This is a genomic window from Hyphomicrobium album (assembly GCF_009708035.1).
GTDB lineage: Bacteria > Pseudomonadota > Alphaproteobacteria > Rhizobiales > Hyphomicrobiaceae > Hyphomicrobium_A > Hyphomicrobium_A album.
Window position 1 is genome coordinate 183,592 of sequence record NZ_WMBQ01000001.1, and the last position, 19,207, is coordinate 202,798.

A 19,207-nucleotide genomic window follows, 5' to 3' on the forward strand; every position below is an offset into this window, starting at 1 on the left:
GATGAAGCCGAGCCTCTACGGTTGAACTGCGGTGCAGGACTAGACGGCGCGGCGCTCGACTGCATCAATCGCCGCCCGCAGATTGCGCGTCTTGAAGTGTACGTAGCGCATCGTGGTTGCGATGTTCTTGTGCCCCGCGAGGCGCTGGATGACACCAACGTCGACTTCGTTCTGTGCCAACCGCGAGCAGAAGGTGTGTCGGGCGGTATGAAGCGTGAAGCGCTTGTCGTGCTTCAGGCCCATCGCGTCCTTCACCTTGTCGAAGCGGTAGCTAAGGCCATCGTAGTTGAGCATGAACGGCTTCCCGTTCGCGCCGAGCTTGCAGCGTCGCGCGAGGATCGCAAAGGCGCGATCCGTGAGCGGCACCACGCGATCCAAGTCATCGTTCTGCTGCCCGCTGTCCTCGATACCGCGGACGAGGACCTCGCGGCGCCCCTTGTGAAAGTCGGCCGACTGAAGACCAAACAGCTCGCCCCACCGGACGCCAACGTCGATGAGAATGCACATTTGGTCATACGCCTCCAGCCACCCATCGGGGTCCTTGGTGGTCGGGTCCTCCACGCCATCCTGCAGCCCGGACAAGAGCGCCGCCTCCTCCTCATCGGAGTAGAAGCGGATTTTCTTGTTGCCCTCTGCAGGGCGCACGGGAAAGGCTGGCATGGCCTCAAGCGCCTTGAACTCGAACGCGAGCCGTAGCGCCTTCTTCAGCACGTCCAGCTTGCGGTTGATCGTGGCGTTGCTGTTCTTGCGTGCCCCGTACTTCTTGCCCTTGCCCTTCGAGCGAAATGAGGACGTAGCGAAGACGCCCGTGCGGCACATCGCAACAAAGCCGTCGATTGTCTTCTCGTTCGCTTCATCCCCCTCCTCGGCGCGGCGCACCTTGGCAATGAGGAAGTTGGGGCCGAAGTATGTGATGCACTGATCTTTGATGCGGCGAACGTCGGGCTCCCAGACGGCACCCATCCACCCGCCGTCACCAGCGGGCTTGTTGAGACCGTGGTCGAACGCGTTTTCTAGCGTCCATGCCTTTTTCGTCTTCACTGGCAACACCACAACGTTAGAAGGCGCTGCCCGCCCTGACTTGCGCTCTTCAAGCCACTTGGCTTCAAGCGCTTCAGCCTCAACGCTGGTCGCCACGTACTCGCTGCGACGCTCGCCGCGCACCATCGCCTCCACGCGGAAGCTCCGAGGACCATATTGACGAATGCTCATCGGGCGATCCTCCGGGCGGCGGGCTTCAGCGAGACCATGCGGGTGCGGCCGGAGAGAGTCCGGCAGATGTGACCGTCCGCCTCCCAATCGTCGCACCAGCGCGAGACGGTCTGCTTCGAAACGTCCCCCAGGAGGGACCGTAAGTCACTCTGCGAGACGGTCCCGTGCACAGCTAAATGCTGACGCAACAACACGAGCGCGGCGACTTGGGACGATGGGACGGTCCCACCCTGGACGAGACGGAGCGGCGGAGCCGCGGGACGGTCTCGGGACGGTTCCGTGGGACGGTCCTGAAGCGGTGGGACGGTCTCAGGTTCCTTCGGTGGCTCCGGGACGGTCTCACGGCGATGCCCGAAAGCACCGGCCGCAAACAGGAGCGTCGCGAACTCGCAGAACACCGACTTCACGAACGGGATAATGTCCGCGAGTTGATCCTCAGTGACGCTCACGTGCGGGATGTAGTTGAGCACCTTCGCGGCGTACTTGAGGTCGACGTTGGTGTCCTTCTTGGCCATGAGCCGAAGACCAGCGTCCTCCATCCAGTACGTGTTCGTCTTGCCGTCGTAGAAGTCCTGCGCCTTGGCCTTGCGGCCCTCAGCGGCGTCCTCGTTCTTGCGGGCGGTTTCACACCGCCAGCTATCGGCCCCGTGCTTGACGCACGCGGCGTCCGCCTTCTTGGTGGCGTCCTTGGCCTCAGTCTCGGCCTCAGTGAGCTTCGCCTTCGCCTCAGCTCGTTGACCCTCGGCGCCCTTGACCTTGCTTTCCTGTGCCGCGTACGGCCCGTTGTCGGCCGTGACCTTGGCGGCCTTGTTGACGAGCGCCTCAGCGTTGCGACCCGCTGACGTGAGCACGCAATAGACGGTGCCCGCGACGAACAGCAATGCGAGCCCGGCAGCAGTGCCGTACTCCTTGCTGACGAGCGTGGGCCAGAACCAATGGCCGGACGCGAACGTGCCGACCAGGACGGCGAAGCTGAGCAAGTGATCGGTAGTGATGGTCGAGCCGTGCCGGAGCACGTCTTCGAAGATGACGTAGTTGGTGAGTGCGAAGAAGCCTGCGGCGAGGATCGCCTTCGGCCATGAGTTGATGAAGCCTGGTCGCTTGAGACGCGACAACAGGCGTGGTATTGCAGTGGGCATGGTGGCTATCTCCCTCAGTGAGATTGTTGCCTAGAGCCCGGTTAGGTGTTAGCGCACCTGCCGGGCTTGCTTGTTTACCACGCCTAGTTCCACTAGTGCAACCACTTAGCTGCACCAGTTCGCATCAAAAGTGAGGGCCGCCCGTACAACTGCAGCCTGGAGAACGTGAGAACCCCGGCCGCGGAGTCGTAGGGCGGCCCCCGCGCTGCCAACCAACAGGGTGCGGGAGAGCAGCTAGCTCCGAGTCTCCCCGGCCTTCACTGCAGCCGCACCCCTCGGGGCGCGCAACTTACGCCGCGACTAGCGCGGTTTCTTTCTCGGTGGGCTCAGGCGGACTGCGGCCGTGATGTGGGCGGTCGCCGCCTTTCCGAGGCTCTTGCTGGCCTTCGCGAGACGCCGCTCGCGCAAGGTCGCGTAAGCCCGCGACTCCTCGCTCAGTACGTCGCCCGGCTCGCTCGGCTCCTGCAGGCCCATGTTGAGTTCCCGCTGGGCGTCGATTGCCTCCTTCACGGAGAACGCCGTGCCGGGGTCCAGCTCCAGCATGATCTTGGGCGGCGACGCGTTCGTCTTCGACATCGGCTTCCGTACCGCAGACTTGCGGGCATACCTGTTCGCCATAGGCGGTTAGCTCCTTGCGGATTTTGGTTGCAACAGTGGTGAGGAGGTTGAGGACGGCATGGACGTGCGGAGCGCGCTTGTCGTTGAACGTCTCCGCGCTCTCCCCCAGGATACCCTTGATGCGCATGCGGATGCGTTGCGTGCTCTGGTACGTCGGACCAGGCTCCGCACAGATGGCGCCGCTCGCGGGCCACTTATAGCCCTCAGCTTCGTACAGGCCGCCCACCAGGCACAGCCGCATGGCGCAACACTCGGCGGAGTATTGGGCGAGGAACCCCTGCACCCAACGGCCGGGCGTCTCGAAGATCCGCGTGGCCCCCGCAATCGTGTCGAGGTCGTCGAACAGCATCCCGCGCGTGGGCGGACCAGGTGGCTCCGGTGGCGGAGTTGGCGTCTGGAGCTTGAACGCGGAAACGTCGACCATGAGAAACTCATGCATCGCCTGCGCTAGCTTCTGCATGTCGAGGAACTCCGCCACTGGCGACTTCCCGTACGTGATCGTCTCCGTCATGTTCATGTGCTCTCTCCGTTTGGGGCGGCCTCAGTAGCTTTCCAGTCGCGATCCGAGCGGCTCTCCTCCTGACGGGCGAGCAGCGCCTCGATACGTGCGACGCCGCGGTCAACCGCCGCCTCGATCTGACCGATGGGGCACCGCTCAACTACCGCGGGGTAGAGATGCTCCGGTGAGAAAGTCCAATGGTGCGTATTGCAGCGGCCGACTACGGAGCTGCCGCCTGGCGAGCGCCCGTCCGCCGCTACACAATGGAAACGGATGTCGCAGCTCATGGGAACCACCACTGCGACCACTCACGGATGTAGAACACGAGCGGCGGCCCGAGGAACCCCACGGTCGCCACGAAGGCGAGGATGGAGGCGGCGCCGAAGAAGCCTCCGAAGAGGCGAGGGAAGCTCATGGCTGCAGACTCCGCGCTTCCGACTTGAGGAACTGCAGCAAGTCGTCCGCATTGGTGAAGCCCCAGCCCTGCTGCGTGTAACCGTAATCGGGGCCGCCGTACGGGATCATCGTGTACGTGCCGTCCAGCCCGGTAAGCACGCGGAAGCCGGACTTGAGGACGTTCTCGGTGGGCTTCTCGGCGGTGGTCGTCTTCGTGCAGCTCATGGCGTCCTCCCTTCCGCTGGAGGCGCGACGGCACGGCCCGCTTCCGTCATCGGGAGGTTGCCGTCCGTCGGTGCGTAGATGATCTCGCGGTGCGAACCGGCGCGCTCGTTCGTTTCGAGCATCATGATCCAACGCCAGCGGAGATACCGGTCGGGACCGCCAAGGCTGTCGGCGAGGACGCGGTTCGCTTCGGCGGCGCCCTTCGCGCGCTCCACTTCAGCCTGCGCATTGAGCTTCGCGGACTCCAGGGACGCGCGGGCCTCGGTCGTTTTGATCTGCCGGTTCTGCTCGGCTCGGGCCAGCTCAGCTTGGCCGGACATCCCCTGTTGCCAGACGGAATACTCGGGACCGTACCGCATACACCCCGCGACGCTGCCCACGAAGAGCATGAGGCACACAATGACGAACGATACGATCCAGCCCATGCGCAACTCCTTAGGTTCAGGTTCGGGGTCCAGGTGAAAGCGGACGGTGGTCTCGGGGCGAAGGAAACGCGAGGGGACCATGCGTCACCCAATCGGTAAGCTGTAAGGGTCCAACTCGCTCCGCAGATCCGAGACGAGCTTGCGCGTCGCCGGTTCGCACGCCGCGTGCGCCATGAAGGCCCGCGAGATACGCGCCACGTCTTCGGCGTGCACGCTGAGCAGCTTCGCGATGAGCCCATCGTCGACCATGCAGTAGAGCCGGAGGACGGCGATGAGCAGGGCGTGCTCGAACCGGTGCGATTGCTGACCGCTGAGGATGAGCGCGCGGTCGTACATGGTGTCGCGTCCGGTGAGCCGTCCGATTTCTTCGAGGGTGTGCTCAAGGGCGAGCTGCGCGAGTTGCCGCTCGTCGAGGAGATAGCCGCGGAGCACGGCAGGGAGAGTGGTCATGTGCGGAACCAGGTCCACGGCCGGATGAGGCGCTGCCACCAAAGCGCGGCAATCTCGTCTTCGACTTCGGACTCGGCGCGGCGGATGAGCGCGAGGACCTCGCCTTGCGTGCGGTGTGGGTCGTCGTTCCAATCGACCATTCCATCACACGCGGTATCTTCACGAATGAGCGCACGCAGTCGGTCGTCAACGCAGATGTCCGCGTCGGTGGCAAACGAGGCGCCCGCGAGACACCAGGCGTAGGCGGTAGCGTGGCGATAGTTCCCACGCTCTGCGCGGTCGCGCGTCTCCGCATAAGTCCCTTGGCACCACCCGCGAGCGATGAGCCCGCGGATCGCCCGTAGGTCGAGCAGCTCGGCGCGCAAGCTCTCAAGAGTTCGCATGGCGGCTCTCCGTGTGTGATTTGATGTCGGCCTCCACGCGCTTCACCACGCGGCGGGTGAGCCGCAGGACCTGAGTGAGTGTCCGCTCCGGCTCATCGTTCCAATCGGCGAGCGTGAGGCGTGGGACTGCCTTGTGCCCGAACAGGAGGTTCGTGAACCGCTGGTATGTTCGCTCGGGCACGCGGGCCGCCTGCAGGGCGCCCACTAGACACCGCTCCGCCTCAACCACCTGTCCGCCCTTAACAACACGGAAGGTGGCGAACTGGCCCTGACACCAGCCGCGCCCCAGGGATGCGAGGGCTTCGAGCAGTCGGCGCCGCTCTTCAAGCAAAGACGTGACGCGCATAGGAACTCCGAAAGAAGTTTCACACCAGGAGCACCGCCGAGCGGCCTTAAGGGGAGCGCAGGACGGGGGCAACCTGCGGGCCACGCGGCGGCGCGCCTCGTGTGAAACGAAAAGAAAGTTTGGCGTGGGTTGCGGCTCGTTACGCCAACTCCCACCAGGACCCGAAACCAGTGGACCGCCGCTAGCAGCGATCTCGCCCCCTATTCAGGGAGACTACTGAGCCCTTGACCGTCTATCCGCGTCGGTCCTTGCAGCCCGGCAACTTTTTAGGCGTGGCCAGGAATGCGCCTGAGGGAGAGTGAAACACATAAAGTCCCACTAGTGGAACCGGTTGTTAGTTCGTAGTTAAGACGCCGTGTGCAATGGTCACACTTGTGGAACCATATTGCAGTCGGTGTGCGTAGTGTGTAGTGAGGCGTGATGATTACGGATGACCTATGCGCCGAGTTCGAAGCGCTGCTCCAGAAGGCGCACAGCTCGGAGACGTATGTCCCACCGGCTGAGCTGATGGTCTACGCCGTCAAGTTCCTCCACATGAAGGCGGACGACATCGACCACACGCACCTATGGCCGGACGACAAGCATGCGCGTCTCGATCTGGCGAATGAGTTCCTGAAGAAGCACCTAGCGTGGAGGCTTCAGCGCCTCATCGAAGAATTGGGGAACGAGCGTCGGCACAACGCCCTCCCCATGAACCGCGACGTTGCCTAAGCCTGACTCCCGTCTAGGCAGCACGCGGACAAAAGGGCGAAGGGGTCACCGGACGACTCCTTCGCTCTCCCCATAAACCGCGGGAGGCGCCGCCAATGGCTCACACCCCCGACAACTGCCCCGGCTGCGCATCCGACCGCACCCTCCTCGGGTACGGCGGATGGCTGCTCCTCGGGGACACCGTTGCGCCGGTCCCGTGTGGCGTCTGTAACCCGGACGGCCGGTTCACGCGTAAGGCGGGTGAGGCACTCCGTGACCAAGCGCGCCCTCCCCATAAAGCGGACTAGCGGTTAGCAAGCCGTTTGATCGTGTCGAGCGCATCGCGCGCCATCCGATCCGGGAGTGTCATCGCGAAGCTATCGGGCGCAGGGCGGGCCATGTAGAGGGTCGCCGCCTGGAGCCGCGTTAGGGCGTCGCGTGCCTCGCCCCACGCGTCTTCATTGAAGTACAAGCGAACGTCGAGCCCCTTGCACCATTGCTGAATGGTCACGTTCTGCCGCTCCGTGCGCTCGACGGCGCGGGCCAGATTAAGGGCGCTGTCAAGTGTCCCGCGAAGGGAGAGCCCGCCAACCTCCAGCTCCTCTAGCAACTCCCGTGCGCGGCCCCATTCGAGTATCTGTGTGGTCAACGCCGCCTCGATACCTGCGATAGCGCCCGGAACAATCTTGCGTGGCTTTGGCATGGTGTTTCCCGTAGCAGAGACAAAAAGAGCCCCGCAAGCGTGAACCTGCGGGGCCTTGAGTGAGAGCGCGCGGCCTAGATGCGCATGGGCATGAGCACCACGTACGCCCCAGCATCGCCAACACGCCACATGCCAGGACCGAAGCTGTCGTCCTCCGGCAGGCTCAGCGTCACGAGCGTGCCGCCGTACCGTTCTTCCCGCCACTTGTCGCGGTGCAGCTCGGCGAAGGCCTTCACGATGTCCGCCGCGTACCCTGCCTGATACCCAACTTCGAAGTTGCGAGCCACGGCCACGCCCGTGTCAATGGTGGTCGAGTGCGTAATGTCGACGTGGCCCGCGCGAAGCGTTGCGAAGTGCTTGCGCTCAAGCTTGAGGGTGCCCCCGGTGCCGCCTTCGGTGTTGCCAGCGATGCGCACGGCGTACCCACGGTCATACGCGGCAAGCACGTTGAACACTTCGCGGGCGTCTTCGGCGTGCCAGTGGAGAGACGGCAGCACGTCGCGCGGGACCACGCGTTGCCAGTCCGGGAAGGTGGCGTCGAGCGGCTTGAACGACTCGTGACCAGCGAAGAGAAGAGTGGACGGCCCTGCGTTGGACTGAGGGTGCGCGAAGTGGACGGCGTACGTCTTGTCCCGTTGCTTGCCCTTGGTGTTGTACGTCTTCAGGATCTTGGCCACGTCGTCACGCTTGAGGAGGAACTGATAGGTGAGCCCGTCCGGCGTACCCTTCGGGCTCAGCGGATAGTTATGCAAGCGATGCCCGTCCGTCGACACCGCCACGAGCCCTGCAGGGTTCCAGTAGATGCAAACGGTGTTGAGGTAGTACCGCGTCTCCTCAGTGGAGATAGCCGGGCGGCAGAACTTGAGGGCCTCCACAAGGGAAGCAAGCGGCCCCGTGACTGAGGGCGCGGCGGTGGCGTTGTCCGTGATGCGTGCTTTCTTGGTGTGGATGGTCATAGCTCAGCCCTCCACGGCGGTGTTGCGGAACAGGTCCGCGTGGATGCTCTGGACAACGCTGTCCATGTAGATCGCTTGGCCGGTGGTGGTGCGCGCCCAAATGGTGAGCCCGTGCCAGTCGCGGACGACGCGTTCGCCCGCCGCTTCGAGCTTGTCGGCGAACCATTCGGACACAATCCAGTGCTCATAGACTTCGCCGGAGTATTCGGACACGTCCACGCGGCACGCCTCAAGCGCCCCGATGGCGGCTTCCTGTTTGGTGTCCCACGTGGCGCCCTCACGGCCACCAGGTCCCGTCCAGGTCCATTCGTCCGCGCCGACTTCAATGAGCGTGATGTCGTTCTCGGCACACGCCTCATCATAGTCCGGCATGGGCGTCCATAAGTCGATGCGCGCGTCCTCTTCATTGTCGTCCCAGGTGTGAACCTGAGCGTGCGACGTGGCGTCATACACAAGGGTCGAGACGCAATAGACGACTTCGCGGGCAACAAGGTCGGCGACCGTAAGGCGCGGCGCCTCAGGCTCCGGCGTGACGATGTACGCGAGCGCGCCGCAGTCATCCTCGGGGCATTCGCCCGCGGGAACCGTGCCGCCAGCCTCAAGGCGTTCTTGAGCGTCGCTGATGGCGTTTACGTCGTCTTCCGTTCCGGTCCAGCCGCAGTTGTCGCAGCGGCAGGGGCGGGCGGTCTCAGTGGTGCGTTGGATATAGAGTTGGGTCATTGCAGTAGCTCCTCAGTAGCTTGCTGATGTGAGAGAGGAGCGAGCCCTAGTTAGCGCTAGAGCCGCCCCCGGTGTGGTTAGTCGAGATTGGGAAGGGTGCGGCCTTCCACGATATGGTCAAAGATGCACGTAAGCAGGCTGGCCACCGTGCCCCACTGGACGACGTAGCGCAGACCAGCGGCGCGCTCGTGAGCGTAATCGCGCACCGCCAACACAACAGCAGACGCACCGTGGCGGCCTATGAGTTGCCGCACGGCCGTCCGTAGCTCGACATACTCAGATGCGCGGATGAGGCGTGCTTGTTCTGTGTTGCTCATGGTGTCCCCCTCAGTGTGCGCCGAGGGCGGCGAGAACGGCGCGACGCGTATACGTGCCGTCCGGCTCGCGGTTGACGAACGCGGGCGGGTTGCCGTCATGGCGGAACACCACGAGGCACACGCCATTGCCCACGCTGGCGGTGAAGCCGTGGCGGGCGATCATGTCGAGTGTCTGATTAAGGTCCATTGCTATAGCTCCTCAGTAGCTGTTTGCATCAGTGTCACCGAACGTTAGCGCGCCCGGTACACACCCAATGTAAGCCTGAATGGTTACACAAGTGCAACCACCTAAACGAGGTCCGTTGGATTACGCCAACGTGTGTTGCGCAAGTGGGACACACTGAGCAAAACAAATAGATGGCTGAGACAGACACACGCTGTCACGCGTGGCGGGTGCGCCCTGCAACACGGCCGCCTGGTGCAGCCCAACGGAGTAGCAATCCGCTGGTAAGCCAATGATTGCGGGCGTTCGGCACCGCTTGGCGTAATCCACTGGCGTAAAACGTCGGAAAGCCCGTGCGCCTCCCCATAGCGTCCCGCAAATCGACGGCAACGGGTTATCCGCAAGGGGCAACGCGGCCGGGCGAACGGGCACGGGGGGTTCGCGCGCGCGAGCCTCCTTATTAAAGGCCCTCAGACTTCTGACCCCAAATTACTCGGGCAATTAGTGACGGACTAATACAGTTCCACTAGTGTGACCGTGCACATCCTGATTCCGGTAAGGACAGCCCCGATGCGTTTCCACCGAAGCTTTTCCTTGTTCAAGCGCGAGGTCATCCTCTGGCGTGAGCCGTCCCACGAAAGTCTATGGTATATCAACCGCGACGACGACGACGTGAACTTCTCCGTGGGCCGCATTCGGGGTATCGTCACGCCGATTCTGCCAGAACACCCGGTTAGTGATGAGCGACCTAAAGAAGACTCTGGCCCTGACGAAGGCCCGGGACATCCAGGAGCTGTTCCGCGAGATAGATCCTCTGATCCCCTCGCAGCGAATACAATTGATTTTGGAAGTCATGCTGCGCGAAGGAGAATTTAGCCCGACCTCAGCGGCACGCCGTGTGGGCATCGCCAAGTCGTCGGCGCATCGGCACGTGATGATGTGCACAACGATCGGACTTCCCCACATTCAAACAGCGGGGTACGGCCTGATAGCGATGCGGGAGGAGCCCCAGACGGGCGTAGGCGGCAGGAAGCTGAAGACGTTCGTCTGGAGACTCTACCTCACCGACCGCGGGCGACGCTTGATGGCGGATATTGTGCGTATCATGTCGCGTGCGAATTAGGCCCTAGCCATCACCCCAGCTCTCCCACAGCGGTAGCGGATGACGTACCAACCGGGGTGCTCTTCCTTCCACTTCACTAGCTCGATCTGAGCACGCATGGCGCACGCGTACACCGTGAGGCCCGGCTCCATGAACACCACGGGTGGATGCTCAAGGCACACGCGCGGGTCCGGCCGGTAGCACGCCTTGATGTGCAGCTCGATCGGACGCACAAGCGGCTCTCCCTTAGCGGGTGACGCCTCACGGGCAAACGCGAGGATGACCATGCCGACGATGAGCGCCCACGCGAGGACGGCGAGTAGCACCCGCCGCCAACTCGGGAGGCCACTCTTGGGGACGCCGGGGCGCTGCTCGTAGTTCTCCCAATGTCGTTCGTTGGCGTGACGCTTCATTACTGTCCTCTCTCCCATCAGGGAATCAGCCGGGGTCAATGCCGTGCTTCACCAGGAGGGCGCGCAGGTGGGCGACCTCTGTCTCCAGCTCAAGCACACGGGCGCCGCGCTGCAGGACGGTGACTTCGAGTTCATGGATGAGTGCGCGGAGCCGTTCGATCTCGGCGGTGAGCGCTATGTTCTGCTGGAAGAGGGCTTCTCGGATGCGCTGCTCGCGGAGGCCAGCGTCACGTATGACACCGTAGACTGCGGCGAGCGTTGCGCCTGCGAAGCCGATGAAGACCCCGATCGTTCCTGCGTCCACTAGGCTTCCGTGGCCGTGATCTTGAGTACGGTGTCATTCGGCGTGTTGCTCGCACCAGCGAGCGTCTCGCGGACGGTGACCTCGTACTCGCCTGCGGCGGTCGCTACGGCACCAGCGACGATGTTCGTTCCGGTCAGCTTGAAGCGGTTGCCCGCCGTGCCGGTGAGGCTGAGTGACGATCCGGTCGTCTTACCCTGCAGAGCGCCGACAACGGTGTCCTCGGCTGAAGCTTCCTCGATTTCGTTCGCGTCGAGCGACAGCGGGACCAGCGTGACGCCAGCACGTTCGACCAGCGCCGCGGCAACGGAGAACTCTCCCACCGCAATGACGGATAGGCCCGCACCGGTCGTGACTTTCCACGCGCCGTTGATGGACTTCCATCCGAGCGGGATGAAGAAGGGGGCGAGACTGTCGAGGCTAGCGGTGCCCCCTGCGAACACCGTTGTGGAGGCGGCGTTGTCGAGGACGGCGATCGCTCCCGCGTCGACCGTTGTTGGGACGACGAGGAGGCCTGCGATGTAGTCGCCCACCGCGCCTGCGGCACCTAGTATGGCCGCGGTCTGGGAGGCGGCAACAGCTACGCGTTGGCCGGTCTGACCAACGTGGCGGCGAAGCGGTACGTCGGGATTGGGGAATGCCATGAGAACCTTTCCTGCGAGTGAGGTAAGTTGAAATGACTTCTACTTGAGACAACACCTAAGGGTGACGCCGGAGTAGGGAGTGCGTGCGTAATACGACTACGCACCTCCCCCACTTGAGGAGGACACCTAAGGGCGGACCCTAGAGTCTCCCTTAAGAGTCTCACCTTCGCTTGGTGGGCTTTCTCTTCGCTCGGGGCGTCCCTTTGGAGGGGCGGGTGGCGGTCCTCTTCCGGCCACGCCGTAAGGCGGCTTTGCGGAGGAACCCGATGCCGTCCCGCGTCTTGCGGTAGAGGGGCTCGCCCTCAACGTCGAGGATGCCGGTGAACTCGTATTCGTCCTCGTTCTCGTAGACCTGCAGATCGGGGACGTTGGCGTACTCCGTGTAGTCGTCGACCGGGACGAGGGCGCCCCTGCGCTTGATGCGCCGTATCTTCTTCACACCATGTCCATTCGCTTGTTGCCGCCTCGGGCTCGGACCACTTGGCGGGCTTGCTCCAGGTTGAGGCCTATCGCGAAGCCATCGGTCGAGATGTCCGCGTGGAACGCGAGTTCGTACGCGTCGAGGGCGAGCTGTTCCTGCCGGTCCTTGATGCGCTGGTCGGCGTCCATGCCGATCTTGTCAGTCCAGTACTTGACGGCGCCCGCGAGTGCGTCGAGCCGGTCGTCCTGCGCGAGCGAGCCCTTCTCCTTCGTGAGGCGCGAGAGCTGATAGAAGAGCTGGTATCGGAGCGCCTTGTCGGGCGGCAGATGCTTGGTCGAGGCGCGGTCGTTCTTAATGACTGACGGGTCGACGATGAGACGATGCGAGTTGAGCACCGGCTCTAGCGTGCTGATGATCCGCAGCTCCTTGGTCCGCGAGACCTTCACCTCCTCGATCGTGACGGGGTAGTGCTTCGCCATGACCGGCCGGAGGAGTGCGGTGAACATGCCGTCACCGAAGTTGTCCTCGATCTGCACCAGGTTGATCGCATGGTCCTTGGCCAGCTTGGCGAGTCCCTCAAGCGTCTCCGGTTCGTAGCCGCCTTGGAAGCCTCCGGCGCCCGGCAGGTACAAGTACCCGTTGAGCATCTTGATAACGGCCCAAGCGGTTTCGTCTTTGCCGCGGCCCGATGGGTCGATGTAGAGGAGCGAGCCCGTGTACGGGAGCCACTCGCCGAACTGCGTAGCCGCGCGATAGTACCGGTCGCCGGAGAGGCCCACGCATTCGAGGTCCTGTACGACGTACTCGGGGTTGCCACTCCAGACGATCTTTTCGGGCGCCACGTCGGGGTTGCACGCGAACACCACCAGGTCGCTGAGCTTGAGGGGATAGCGGTCCTGGTCGCTGAGGCGTGTGTCGAGCATGAACTGCAGCGCGAAGCCGGAACGGCCGTACGACAACTCACGCTCAAGGAGGTCCTCGTGGTCGAACCTCACGGCGTCCGTGGGCTTACCGCCGAGGTCTGGATTCTTCTCCAGCGCGAGCGCGACGATCGGCGCGAGCGTGTCGCCGTACGTCTTCGCTACGTCCTCGGCTTTGGGGTAACGGGCGGGCCACACGCGGATCTCGTAACCGCGCGCGGGCATCTTGTTATAGAGCGACTCTTCAGTCTGCGGAGTGCCGAGGTAGTCGATTGAACCACCCGGCTTGAGGATGGCGTCGAACTCCTTCACGCGCTCCGCGAGCTTGTCGCGCATCTGCTGCGTTTCGGAGTTGTTCGGGACTTCCACGTCGTCCGGGATGATGCGGTTCGCGCGCGAGCCGGTGAGCTGACCGAAGACGCCAACGGACTTCACGCTCGGGGAGTGATCCGGCATGGCCGGTCCCACGTCGAACGCGATCATGGACTGGCGTTGATCGGGCCTCGGACGGAGGTGCGCGAGGAGCGGCATTTCGGAGATGAGCCGCAGGGTGAAGGTGGAGAACTGGTCGGCGCGATCCTTCGAGGCGGACACCACGAGGATCTTCTCTTGGGGGTCACGAAGCAGGAGCCAGCAGACGAACGCGGACGTGATCCACGACTTACCAACGCCGCGGTACGCCTCAATGATCTTTCGCCGGGGGCCGTGCTGGAGGTACTTTGCGATGTCGTATTGGAGGGGCGTGGGCTCGGGTAATTCGAGGAACCTCCAGACGTGAAACAGGAAGTACCGGAAGTCCTCGAAGATCCGCCAATCGTCTTTCTCGAAAGCCTCGCGCCACCACTTGCCACGGTATTTAGCCGCGCTGGGGTGAGCCATGCGTTCCTTGCTTGTTAATCAGGGTGCGAATAGCGGGCCGTACAGCGCCGCAGAACCGTTGCACTAGTGGAACCGGTGGGGTACACCGTTGGGGTCGAAACGCCCGGCAGCGGGCCTTCTATGGAGCGCTAAACGATGAGAGCGGATACGGCATTCTTGGCAGGCGGTTCTCGGCAGAAACGTAACGGCCGCAAGAAGTTTGTGCGGAGGATGGAGCACCGGCCGGAGAAGGACCGACAAGTGTTCGCGCTATTGCGCGCCATCAAAAAGTTAAGTGCAGGTGACGTTATGCGCGCCGCGGACAAGGCGGGCTTCTTCATTTCGGACCAGACGGTGCGGAACTTGCGCCGCGGCAAGGGCGGTACAAAATATCCACAGCGGTATTCAATGGACGCGATGGCGTCGGCGGTTGGCTTGACTTTCGCCCTTGTGCCTCCAGACTGCGGCGATATTTTCAAGCCGTAAGGCGCCCATGAACACCGAAGGCTTCCTCCTGATAATCACCCTGCTTCTCCCAACGGGTAACCGTGAGGAGCCGATGAGAGTTTACGGGTCTCAGGAGGAATGCCTTGTCGCTGGTGCCCAAATGGTTTCGTTCGCGCTCGGCAAGCAAGAGGCGCGCAAGGATAAGGGCTCGGCGTGGTTCCGGTGTCAGCCGGTGGCGGGTGGATTCTCTAAGCCTTAGGTTTCGCTTTCTTAGGGCTCGGGCGCTTTAGCGTAGTCATGCGCGTAATCCAGCCCCGCGGGATCGTAATGCGGCTGTTGATGTCTCCGTCCACGAGGCCGCGGGTGGAGAAGAGGACGAGGTGGTCCTTGGTCTGTTTGAGAAGGAAGCCCACCGTTTCAACGTATGGGGGCTTAAGCGTTCGGTACGCTATGCGGTAGTCCGTCCATCCCTCATCAGTACAGGCGTCCCGCCAAATGACGCTTACGATGCGCGCCTTTGACGGGGGCCTGTGCTGCTTCCCTTTCTTCCTCAGTTTGGCAACCTCTGCGGAAGCGATGGATCGTCGTCTTCAAGATTGGGCAACTCGCCGATCAACTCCTTCACCTTCTCGGGAGGATTGTCCCGGTTGATGTCGAAGTTGCAGTCCTTCAGGAGCTGCCGTGCTGCTTGGAAATCTGCGGCAGAGGCTGTGCCGGATCGGATGCGCTCAAGCACCTGGTCAATCAAACCGTCGAACAGGTGCCCGAGCTTCTCATCGCGGTTCATCAGATTTTGAGCTGGACCGGCGCGGTGGTGAGCGGGCGCGAGGCTTTCACGCGGCCCCAGATCGCCATGACAGTACCGACCAAGCCGCCGATCGCGGAGGCCACGGTGGTCACGTCCGTGCCGAACTGCGAAATGAGCTCGGGCGTGATGTCGATACCAGCGGCGCGGGCGAGGACCGGAAGAACGGTCGACGCGGCCGTGATGAGGATGCCCCAAATGGTGACGCTCTTGCCCCACCAAACAGGCGCGGGCTCGGGGGTCGGCGAGGGCGCGGTGCCAACGGTGTCAGTCAATGGCTTCTCCTTCGGTTGTGCTTCGGGGGAAAGGGCGGAGTTGGCAACGGAGAGGGCGAGGTCGAGTGTGCGCTTGTTGCGCGCGAGCCATCCCTTGCCGAACCGCCAGAAGGTTGCGATGCCGCGGTAGTGCTGCTCACGGGCTTCGCTGTACTTGCGGAGCGCTTCACGCACGTCCGCGACGCGGGCCAAGGCGAGAGTGTCAGGCCCCATTTCGCCGTCGACTTCGGAGCCTATTGCGCGCTGCAGGAACTCGGCCGCGCGACGAACTCCTTGGTTCACAGAGGAGTCAAAATGCATGACCGCGAGGGCGGGCGGGAGCTGGTCGGCCCACGAGGCAAACCAGTACCGGGTGACGTAGATAGCCCGAACCTCCTCCTCGCTGAGGCCAGCCTGCAGCTCGGCCTTGAGAGCCCCGTAGTTGCTCTCCAGGTTGACCTCACGCCACGCCGCGAGGGTGCCTATGGTGACGCCGCGGAAGGTCGGCCCGCCGTTGTCGTACGGGTCGTCCGTGTAGCCGCCCTCCACTTCCGGGCTCACCACGTACTTGTACGCGATGTCGAACACGTCAGAGAGGCGCGCCTGCTCCGCGTCGCCGGGCCAACGGTACGCCCGCACGTCCGCCTTCGAATACTCCGCGTAACAAACGCTATCGCTCTGATTGCCACCCTGGCAGAGGATCGTCTTCTCGCGGATCTCGACGACGTTCGTGACGTGCCCGAGGTCGGGGTTGTCGCCTCGGTCGAAGACGGCAGCGCAGCCGATGCGGGGCTCGCTAAGCTTGAGGCCCCAATCGAGGTACGACTTCGCCATCAGGGAACGCGTGGAGCGGAGCCCAACGCGCTCGTAACAGGCGCCCTCGTAGGCGGCGCACCAGGCGATTTCGTCACGGGCCGAATCGAACGCGCGGACCATCACGAAGAAGTTGAGGATGTTACCGTTGTGACCGCTGGCGTGCTCACGCGTACCGTAGTGCGCATGACCAGCCAACAGCCAAAGCGGCCATTGCGCTTTGTCCATCCTAGAGTAGCTCCTCGAAATCGACTTCACAGATGACGCACTCGAAGCCGCCGCCGAGGTTGTGAGAGATGCGCACCCAATGGTAGCGGTAGGCCGACGACACATCGACGCCAGCCGAAATGCCCTTGTCGTGCACGATGGAGGTTCCGGTGTTGACGGCGGTCGACGTATGGAGCAGGGAACCCTCCGAGCCGGTGGAGGGCGCCGAGTTCGATCCCCGCAACTCCATCGTAATGGTGCCGCCGTTGTTGACGGTCCACTCGGTGTTGTTCGGGCTTGTGACCTTGAAGCGGCTCAGTGTCTTGAAGACGCCGCTACCCCAGTCCTTGCCGACAAAGCCGGACGTGGCGCTGATGCCTGCACTTTGCAGCGCGGCTTGGTTTGCGTTTCCGTTGAACGCCGCCGCAGTGCCCCCGCGGGTCGTCATGTTACCGATGACGCTGCCGGTGCCGCTGCCGATCGCCGTGGATACCAAGGTTCGCGGGCAGAACACGGGGAATGGAAACGTCATTGCATGGCCTGCTTGTGAAGATGCGAGCCAGCGTTGCCGACCGTGATAAAGAGCCTGAACTTGTGCCCGTTGGTGGTCGTCAGGCCGTCGCCAGATACCTTCGTGAACCCCGAGGTCGTCACCGCCCCCGCCGAACCGTTGTTGGTCATGTCGATGACGATTGACCCGGCAGCAGAGGGCGGAGCCAACGTGTGCGCGCCGCCGTTGGTGTAGTGCTGCAGGTTGCTGTTGGTCATGACCGGGGTGAGTGTGCCGGTCGTCACTGGGCTGCCGCTGTTCATGGCGAACGACGTGCCAGCGAGGCCGCCCGTTAGCGTCTGCCCACCCGCCAGCGCGACAAGTCCTCCGATCGCCGTGGCGATCTCAGCGAGCGTATCGAAGGACGCCGAAACACCCGCACGCAAGGCCGCTATTACGGTATCGACGTATGTCTTCGTAGCCTTTTGGGTAGCGACCAAAGCATCGCTGTCGCCAGCTAGCGTACCGTCCGCCGAGACGCTTACGCCGGAGTCCTCCAGCAGCGCGCCCGTGGTGTCGGTGAACGCTGCAAGGCGGTGCGCCGCTGAGGTGCCCGGCCCCACAACGTCGCCGTTGCCAGCACCTGCGGCTCCGCGTATGTCGACTCCGTTGGCAATCAGAGCCTCAAGGCCGGAGGCACCGACGTACAGGTTCACCGCGGGCTTGGTCCCTTGGCCGCCCTGCCAGTCGACGATTTTCTTGACGCGCCGCGCGCCGTCATTCTCGATCGCCTCAACCGCCGACCATCCCTTCTCGCCCTGCGGTCCGGGCTCGGTGCTCACGGGACCGACACCACCGGCAAGTCCAATCTGGACGCTAAGGGGCACCCCTGCGGGGAACGCACCGCCGACACTCAGGACGGTTACGGGGACTTTCAGGTAACCGGTGGCGTCGACCACCGCACCCGTCACGCCAGCGACCACCGCGTTACTCGGGGCGCCGCCGTGCATAATGGTGAGGACCGCGCGGGTAGTGGCCGTGATGCCGTTGATGAGGTTCCAGACGGACGTGAGCGTCGCGGCGTTCGCCCCCGTCTTCGAGACATACAGGAACGTTGCGCTCGCTGGGGTCGCGTGGTTGAGCCTCAGCTCGCCAGTGCCGGGGTCGGCGTCCGATGTGCCGGTGTCCCATGAGTAGGGGAGGCCGAACGGCGTATGCGCGTTGCCCGCTTCGCCGGGGTTGACGAGGATGACGAACGGGAACGCGACGTTGGCGGGCCTACTTTCGTTGCCACCCTCGTTGTTGATGGTGATGTCAGCATTCGCGCCAACCGTGTTGCGGAGTATGCTGCCATAGGCGATCGTGGCATGCGCACCAGCACCGACGGAGGCCGAACTAGAGTCATAAGGGTTATATTGGTGCGAGTGTGGGTTTTGCGTGATGCCGTGGGCGTGCTGCTTGTTCTCACTGGCCTGCCGCGAACCGATGACGTTACCCGCTCCTGGTGTGCCGTCATGCGCGAGACGTGAGGCCGCGTCGGGATCGTGCGTGCTCGTGTCATCCCACGGTCGGACGAATAGACCCGCGCCGCCTGGGATATTGAAGTGCGTCGATGTGGAGCCGTACGGGTAACCTTCGGCGGCGTACTTCGCGTTCAACTCAGGGGCGGCCGTCTTGAGTACCGCCTGAGGGTCCCGCTTAATGCGCATCCAACCGGGCGACGTGTACGCCAGTGATTGGAACTTGATGTCGCCGACCTGGTGCATCCTGCCCACGCCGAGCATCGCCGATAGTGCTTGCGTTGCGGTGTCGGCGGCGGTGACCGCGGTGGAGGATGCGGCCGTGGTGACAGCGCGGTCCTCGGTCGTCTGCTCAGCGTTGTCGGTGGCGATCACCGCCTGTGCGGTGGCGACGTTGGCCTTCTCACTCGCGAGGGCCGCAGACCCTGCCGCCCCGGCAGTGCTCGTAGCTGCCGCTAGGTCGATACCCTCTTGCATCACGTAGAGGTTCTGCAGTGTCTGCAGATTTAGGTTCTCTTCGGTGATGTTCGCGGTGTTCGACCAGTCGACCAGCGGTACGTCATTGGGCGTTTCACGGCTGATCTTGATTTGCGTGCCGTTCGCCGGGGCGGGAGAGATAGAGAGCGTCGAGCTGGTGAGGAAGGTGAAGTCGACCTCCACCTCGTCGACGTACACGTGGACGTGCTCACGTGCGATGTACGGCTTCGGGAATGACCACGGACCGGTCGTCCCGTTACCCGTGTAGGTAACAGACGCTAGCGCCACTGAAG

At 63.3% G+C, this 19,207-nt stretch carries 26 protein-coding genes; 3 read left to right on the forward strand and 23 right to left on the reverse strand.

Annotation, left to right across the window (positions count from 1 at the left end):
• Window positions 1-39 precede the first annotated feature (39 nt).
• The 9 genes from GIW81_RS00740 to GIW81_RS00775 all read right to left on the reverse strand — a co-directional run bounded on the left by GIW81_RS00740 (window position 40) and on the right by GIW81_RS00775 (window position 5,693).
• Window positions 40-1,212: a tyrosine-type recombinase/integrase gene (locus GIW81_RS00740; protein WP_154737444.1), complete on the reverse strand. Its 1,173-nt coding sequence runs from the start codon at window positions 1,210-1,212 to the stop codon at window positions 40-42.
• On the reverse strand, window positions 1,209-2,351 hold the full coding sequence (locus GIW81_RS00745; protein WP_154737445.1) for a MarR family transcriptional regulator: 1,143 nt from the start codon (window positions 2,349-2,351) through the stop codon (window positions 1,209-1,211). The genes GIW81_RS00740 and GIW81_RS00745 overlap by 4 nt, the downstream gene beginning before the upstream one ends.
• Before the next feature lie 300 nt (window positions 2,352-2,651).
• Window positions 2,652-2,969, reverse strand: a complete 318-nt coding sequence (locus GIW81_RS00750) for a hypothetical protein (protein WP_154737446.1) — start codon at window positions 2,967-2,969, stop codon at window positions 2,652-2,654.
• Window positions 2,970-3,751: 782 nt separating this feature from the next.
• Complete coding sequence (locus GIW81_RS19175; protein WP_267873807.1) at window positions 3,752-3,883, reverse strand: hypothetical protein; 132 nt, start codon at window positions 3,881-3,883, stop codon at window positions 3,752-3,754.
• Window positions 3,880-4,089, reverse strand: coding sequence for a hypothetical protein (locus GIW81_RS00755; protein WP_154737447.1), 210 nt, complete (start codon window positions 4,087-4,089; stop codon window positions 3,880-3,882). The genes GIW81_RS19175 and GIW81_RS00755 overlap by 4 nt, the downstream gene beginning before the upstream one ends.
• Window positions 4,086-4,514, reverse strand: coding sequence for a flotillin family protein (locus tag GIW81_RS00760; RefSeq protein WP_154737448.1), 429 nt, complete (start codon window positions 4,512-4,514; stop codon window positions 4,086-4,088). Before GIW81_RS00760 ends, GIW81_RS00755 begins: the two co-directional genes overlap by 4 nt.
• A gap of 84 nt (window positions 4,515-4,598) precedes the next feature.
• Window positions 4,599-4,964, reverse strand: coding sequence for a hypothetical protein (locus GIW81_RS00765; RefSeq protein WP_154737449.1), 366 nt, complete (start codon window positions 4,962-4,964; stop codon window positions 4,599-4,601).
• Window positions 4,961-5,347 carry a DUF6197 family protein gene (locus GIW81_RS00770; protein ID WP_154737450.1) on the reverse strand — a complete coding sequence of 129 codons (387 nt, stop codon included), beginning with the start codon at window positions 5,345-5,347 and terminating at the stop codon, window positions 4,961-4,963. Before GIW81_RS00770 ends, GIW81_RS00765 begins: the two co-directional genes overlap by 4 nt.
• The gene (locus tag GIW81_RS00775; protein WP_154737451.1) at window positions 5,334-5,693 is read right to left on the reverse strand and encodes a DUF6197 family protein; all 360 of its coding nucleotides are present in this window, start codon (window positions 5,691-5,693) and stop codon (window positions 5,334-5,336) included. The genes GIW81_RS00770 and GIW81_RS00775 overlap by 14 nt, the downstream gene beginning before the upstream one ends.
• Before the next feature lie 420 nt (window positions 5,694-6,113).
• On the opposite strand from GIW81_RS00775, the gene GIW81_RS00780 reads away from it, so the two are divergent.
• Entirely contained in the window at window positions 6,114-6,404 is a 291-nt protein-coding gene (locus GIW81_RS00780) for a hypothetical protein (RefSeq protein ID WP_154737452.1), read from the forward strand.
• 283 nt (window positions 6,405-6,687) lie between these two features.
• On the opposite strand, the gene GIW81_RS00785 is transcribed toward GIW81_RS00780, so the two are convergent.
• From GIW81_RS00785 to GIW81_RS00805, 5 genes are all read right to left on the reverse strand, one after another.
• Window positions 6,688-7,086 carry a hypothetical protein gene (locus GIW81_RS00785; RefSeq protein WP_154737453.1) on the reverse strand — a complete coding sequence of 133 codons (399 nt, stop codon included), beginning with the start codon at window positions 7,084-7,086 and terminating at the stop codon, window positions 6,688-6,690.
• A 74-nt stretch (window positions 7,087-7,160) separates the two neighbouring features.
• Window positions 7,161-8,042, reverse strand: a complete 882-nt coding sequence (locus tag GIW81_RS00790) for a beta clamp domain-containing protein (RefSeq protein ID WP_154737454.1) — start codon at window positions 8,040-8,042, stop codon at window positions 7,161-7,163.
• A 3-nt stretch (window positions 8,043-8,045) separates the two neighbouring features.
• Entirely contained in the window at window positions 8,046-8,762 is a 717-nt protein-coding gene (locus GIW81_RS00795) for a hypothetical protein (RefSeq protein WP_154737455.1), read from the reverse strand.
• Between the two features lie 77 nt (window positions 8,763-8,839).
• Entirely contained in the window at window positions 8,840-9,079 is a 240-nt protein-coding gene (locus GIW81_RS00800; RefSeq protein WP_154737456.1) for a hypothetical protein, read from the reverse strand.
• A 10-nt stretch (window positions 9,080-9,089) separates the two neighbouring features.
• Window positions 9,090-9,266, reverse strand: a complete 177-nt coding sequence (locus tag GIW81_RS00805) for a hypothetical protein (RefSeq protein ID WP_154737457.1) — start codon at window positions 9,264-9,266, stop codon at window positions 9,090-9,092.
• Between the two features lie 715 nt (window positions 9,267-9,981).
• Here GIW81_RS00805 and GIW81_RS00810 point away from each other — a divergent pair.
• Complete coding sequence (locus GIW81_RS00810; RefSeq protein ID WP_154737458.1) at window positions 9,982-10,365, forward strand: hypothetical protein; 384 nt, start codon at window positions 9,982-9,984, stop codon at window positions 10,363-10,365.
• Here GIW81_RS00810 and GIW81_RS00815 read toward each other — a convergent pair.
• From GIW81_RS00815 to terL, 5 genes are all read right to left on the reverse strand, one after another.
• The gene (locus GIW81_RS00815; protein WP_154737459.1) at window positions 10,362-10,757 is read right to left on the reverse strand and encodes a hypothetical protein; all 396 of its coding nucleotides are present in this window, start codon (window positions 10,755-10,757) and stop codon (window positions 10,362-10,364) included. The genes GIW81_RS00810 and GIW81_RS00815 overlap by 4 nt on opposite strands.
• Window positions 10,758-10,782: 25 nt before the next feature.
• On the reverse strand, window positions 10,783-11,061 hold the full coding sequence (locus GIW81_RS00820) for a hypothetical protein (protein WP_154737460.1): 279 nt from the start codon (window positions 11,059-11,061) through the stop codon (window positions 10,783-10,785).
• Entirely contained in the window at window positions 11,061-11,702 is a 642-nt protein-coding gene (locus GIW81_RS00825) for a hypothetical protein (protein ID WP_154737461.1), read from the reverse strand. The genes GIW81_RS00820 and GIW81_RS00825 overlap by 1 nt, the downstream gene beginning before the upstream one ends.
• A gap of 160 nt (window positions 11,703-11,862) precedes the next feature.
• A complete protein-coding gene (locus GIW81_RS00830) occupies window positions 11,863-12,141 on the reverse strand; it encodes a hypothetical protein (protein WP_154737462.1) in 279 nt (92 codons plus the stop codon).
• Window positions 12,138-13,922, reverse strand: coding sequence for a phage terminase large subunit (gene terL / locus GIW81_RS00835; RefSeq protein WP_154737463.1), 1,785 nt, complete (start codon window positions 13,920-13,922; stop codon window positions 12,138-12,140). Before terL ends, GIW81_RS00830 begins: the two co-directional genes overlap by 4 nt.
• Window positions 13,923-14,057: 135 nt before the next feature.
• On the opposite strand from terL, the gene GIW81_RS00840 reads away from it, so the two are divergent.
• A complete protein-coding gene (locus GIW81_RS00840) occupies window positions 14,058-14,387 on the forward strand; it encodes a hypothetical protein (protein WP_154737464.1) in 330 nt (109 codons plus the stop codon).
• Between the two features lie 511 nt (window positions 14,388-14,898).
• Here the strand turns inward: GIW81_RS00840 and GIW81_RS00845 are convergent.
• Genes GIW81_RS00845 through GIW81_RS00860 form a run of 4 tightly spaced genes read right to left on the reverse strand, consistent with a single transcriptional unit; the run spans window position 14,899 to window position 19,202 of the window.
• Window positions 14,899-15,135: a hypothetical protein gene (locus GIW81_RS00845; protein ID WP_154737465.1), complete on the reverse strand. Its 237-nt coding sequence runs from the start codon at window positions 15,133-15,135 to the stop codon at window positions 14,899-14,901.
• The gene (locus tag GIW81_RS00850) at window positions 15,135-16,448 is read right to left on the reverse strand and encodes a TIGR02594 family protein (RefSeq protein WP_195930292.1); all 1,314 of its coding nucleotides are present in this window, start codon (window positions 16,446-16,448) and stop codon (window positions 15,135-15,137) included. Before GIW81_RS00850 ends, GIW81_RS00845 begins: the two co-directional genes overlap by 1 nt.
• Before the next feature lies 1 nt (window position 16,449).
• Window positions 16,450-16,959, reverse strand: a complete 510-nt coding sequence (locus tag GIW81_RS00855; protein ID WP_154737467.1) for a hypothetical protein — start codon at window positions 16,957-16,959, stop codon at window positions 16,450-16,452.
• The gene (locus GIW81_RS00860; protein WP_195930294.1) at window positions 16,956-19,202 is read right to left on the reverse strand and encodes a phage tail fiber domain-containing protein; all 2,247 of its coding nucleotides are present in this window, start codon (window positions 19,200-19,202) and stop codon (window positions 16,956-16,958) included. Before GIW81_RS00860 ends, GIW81_RS00855 begins: the two co-directional genes overlap by 4 nt.
• Between the last annotated feature and the right edge of the window lie 5 nt (window positions 19,203-19,207).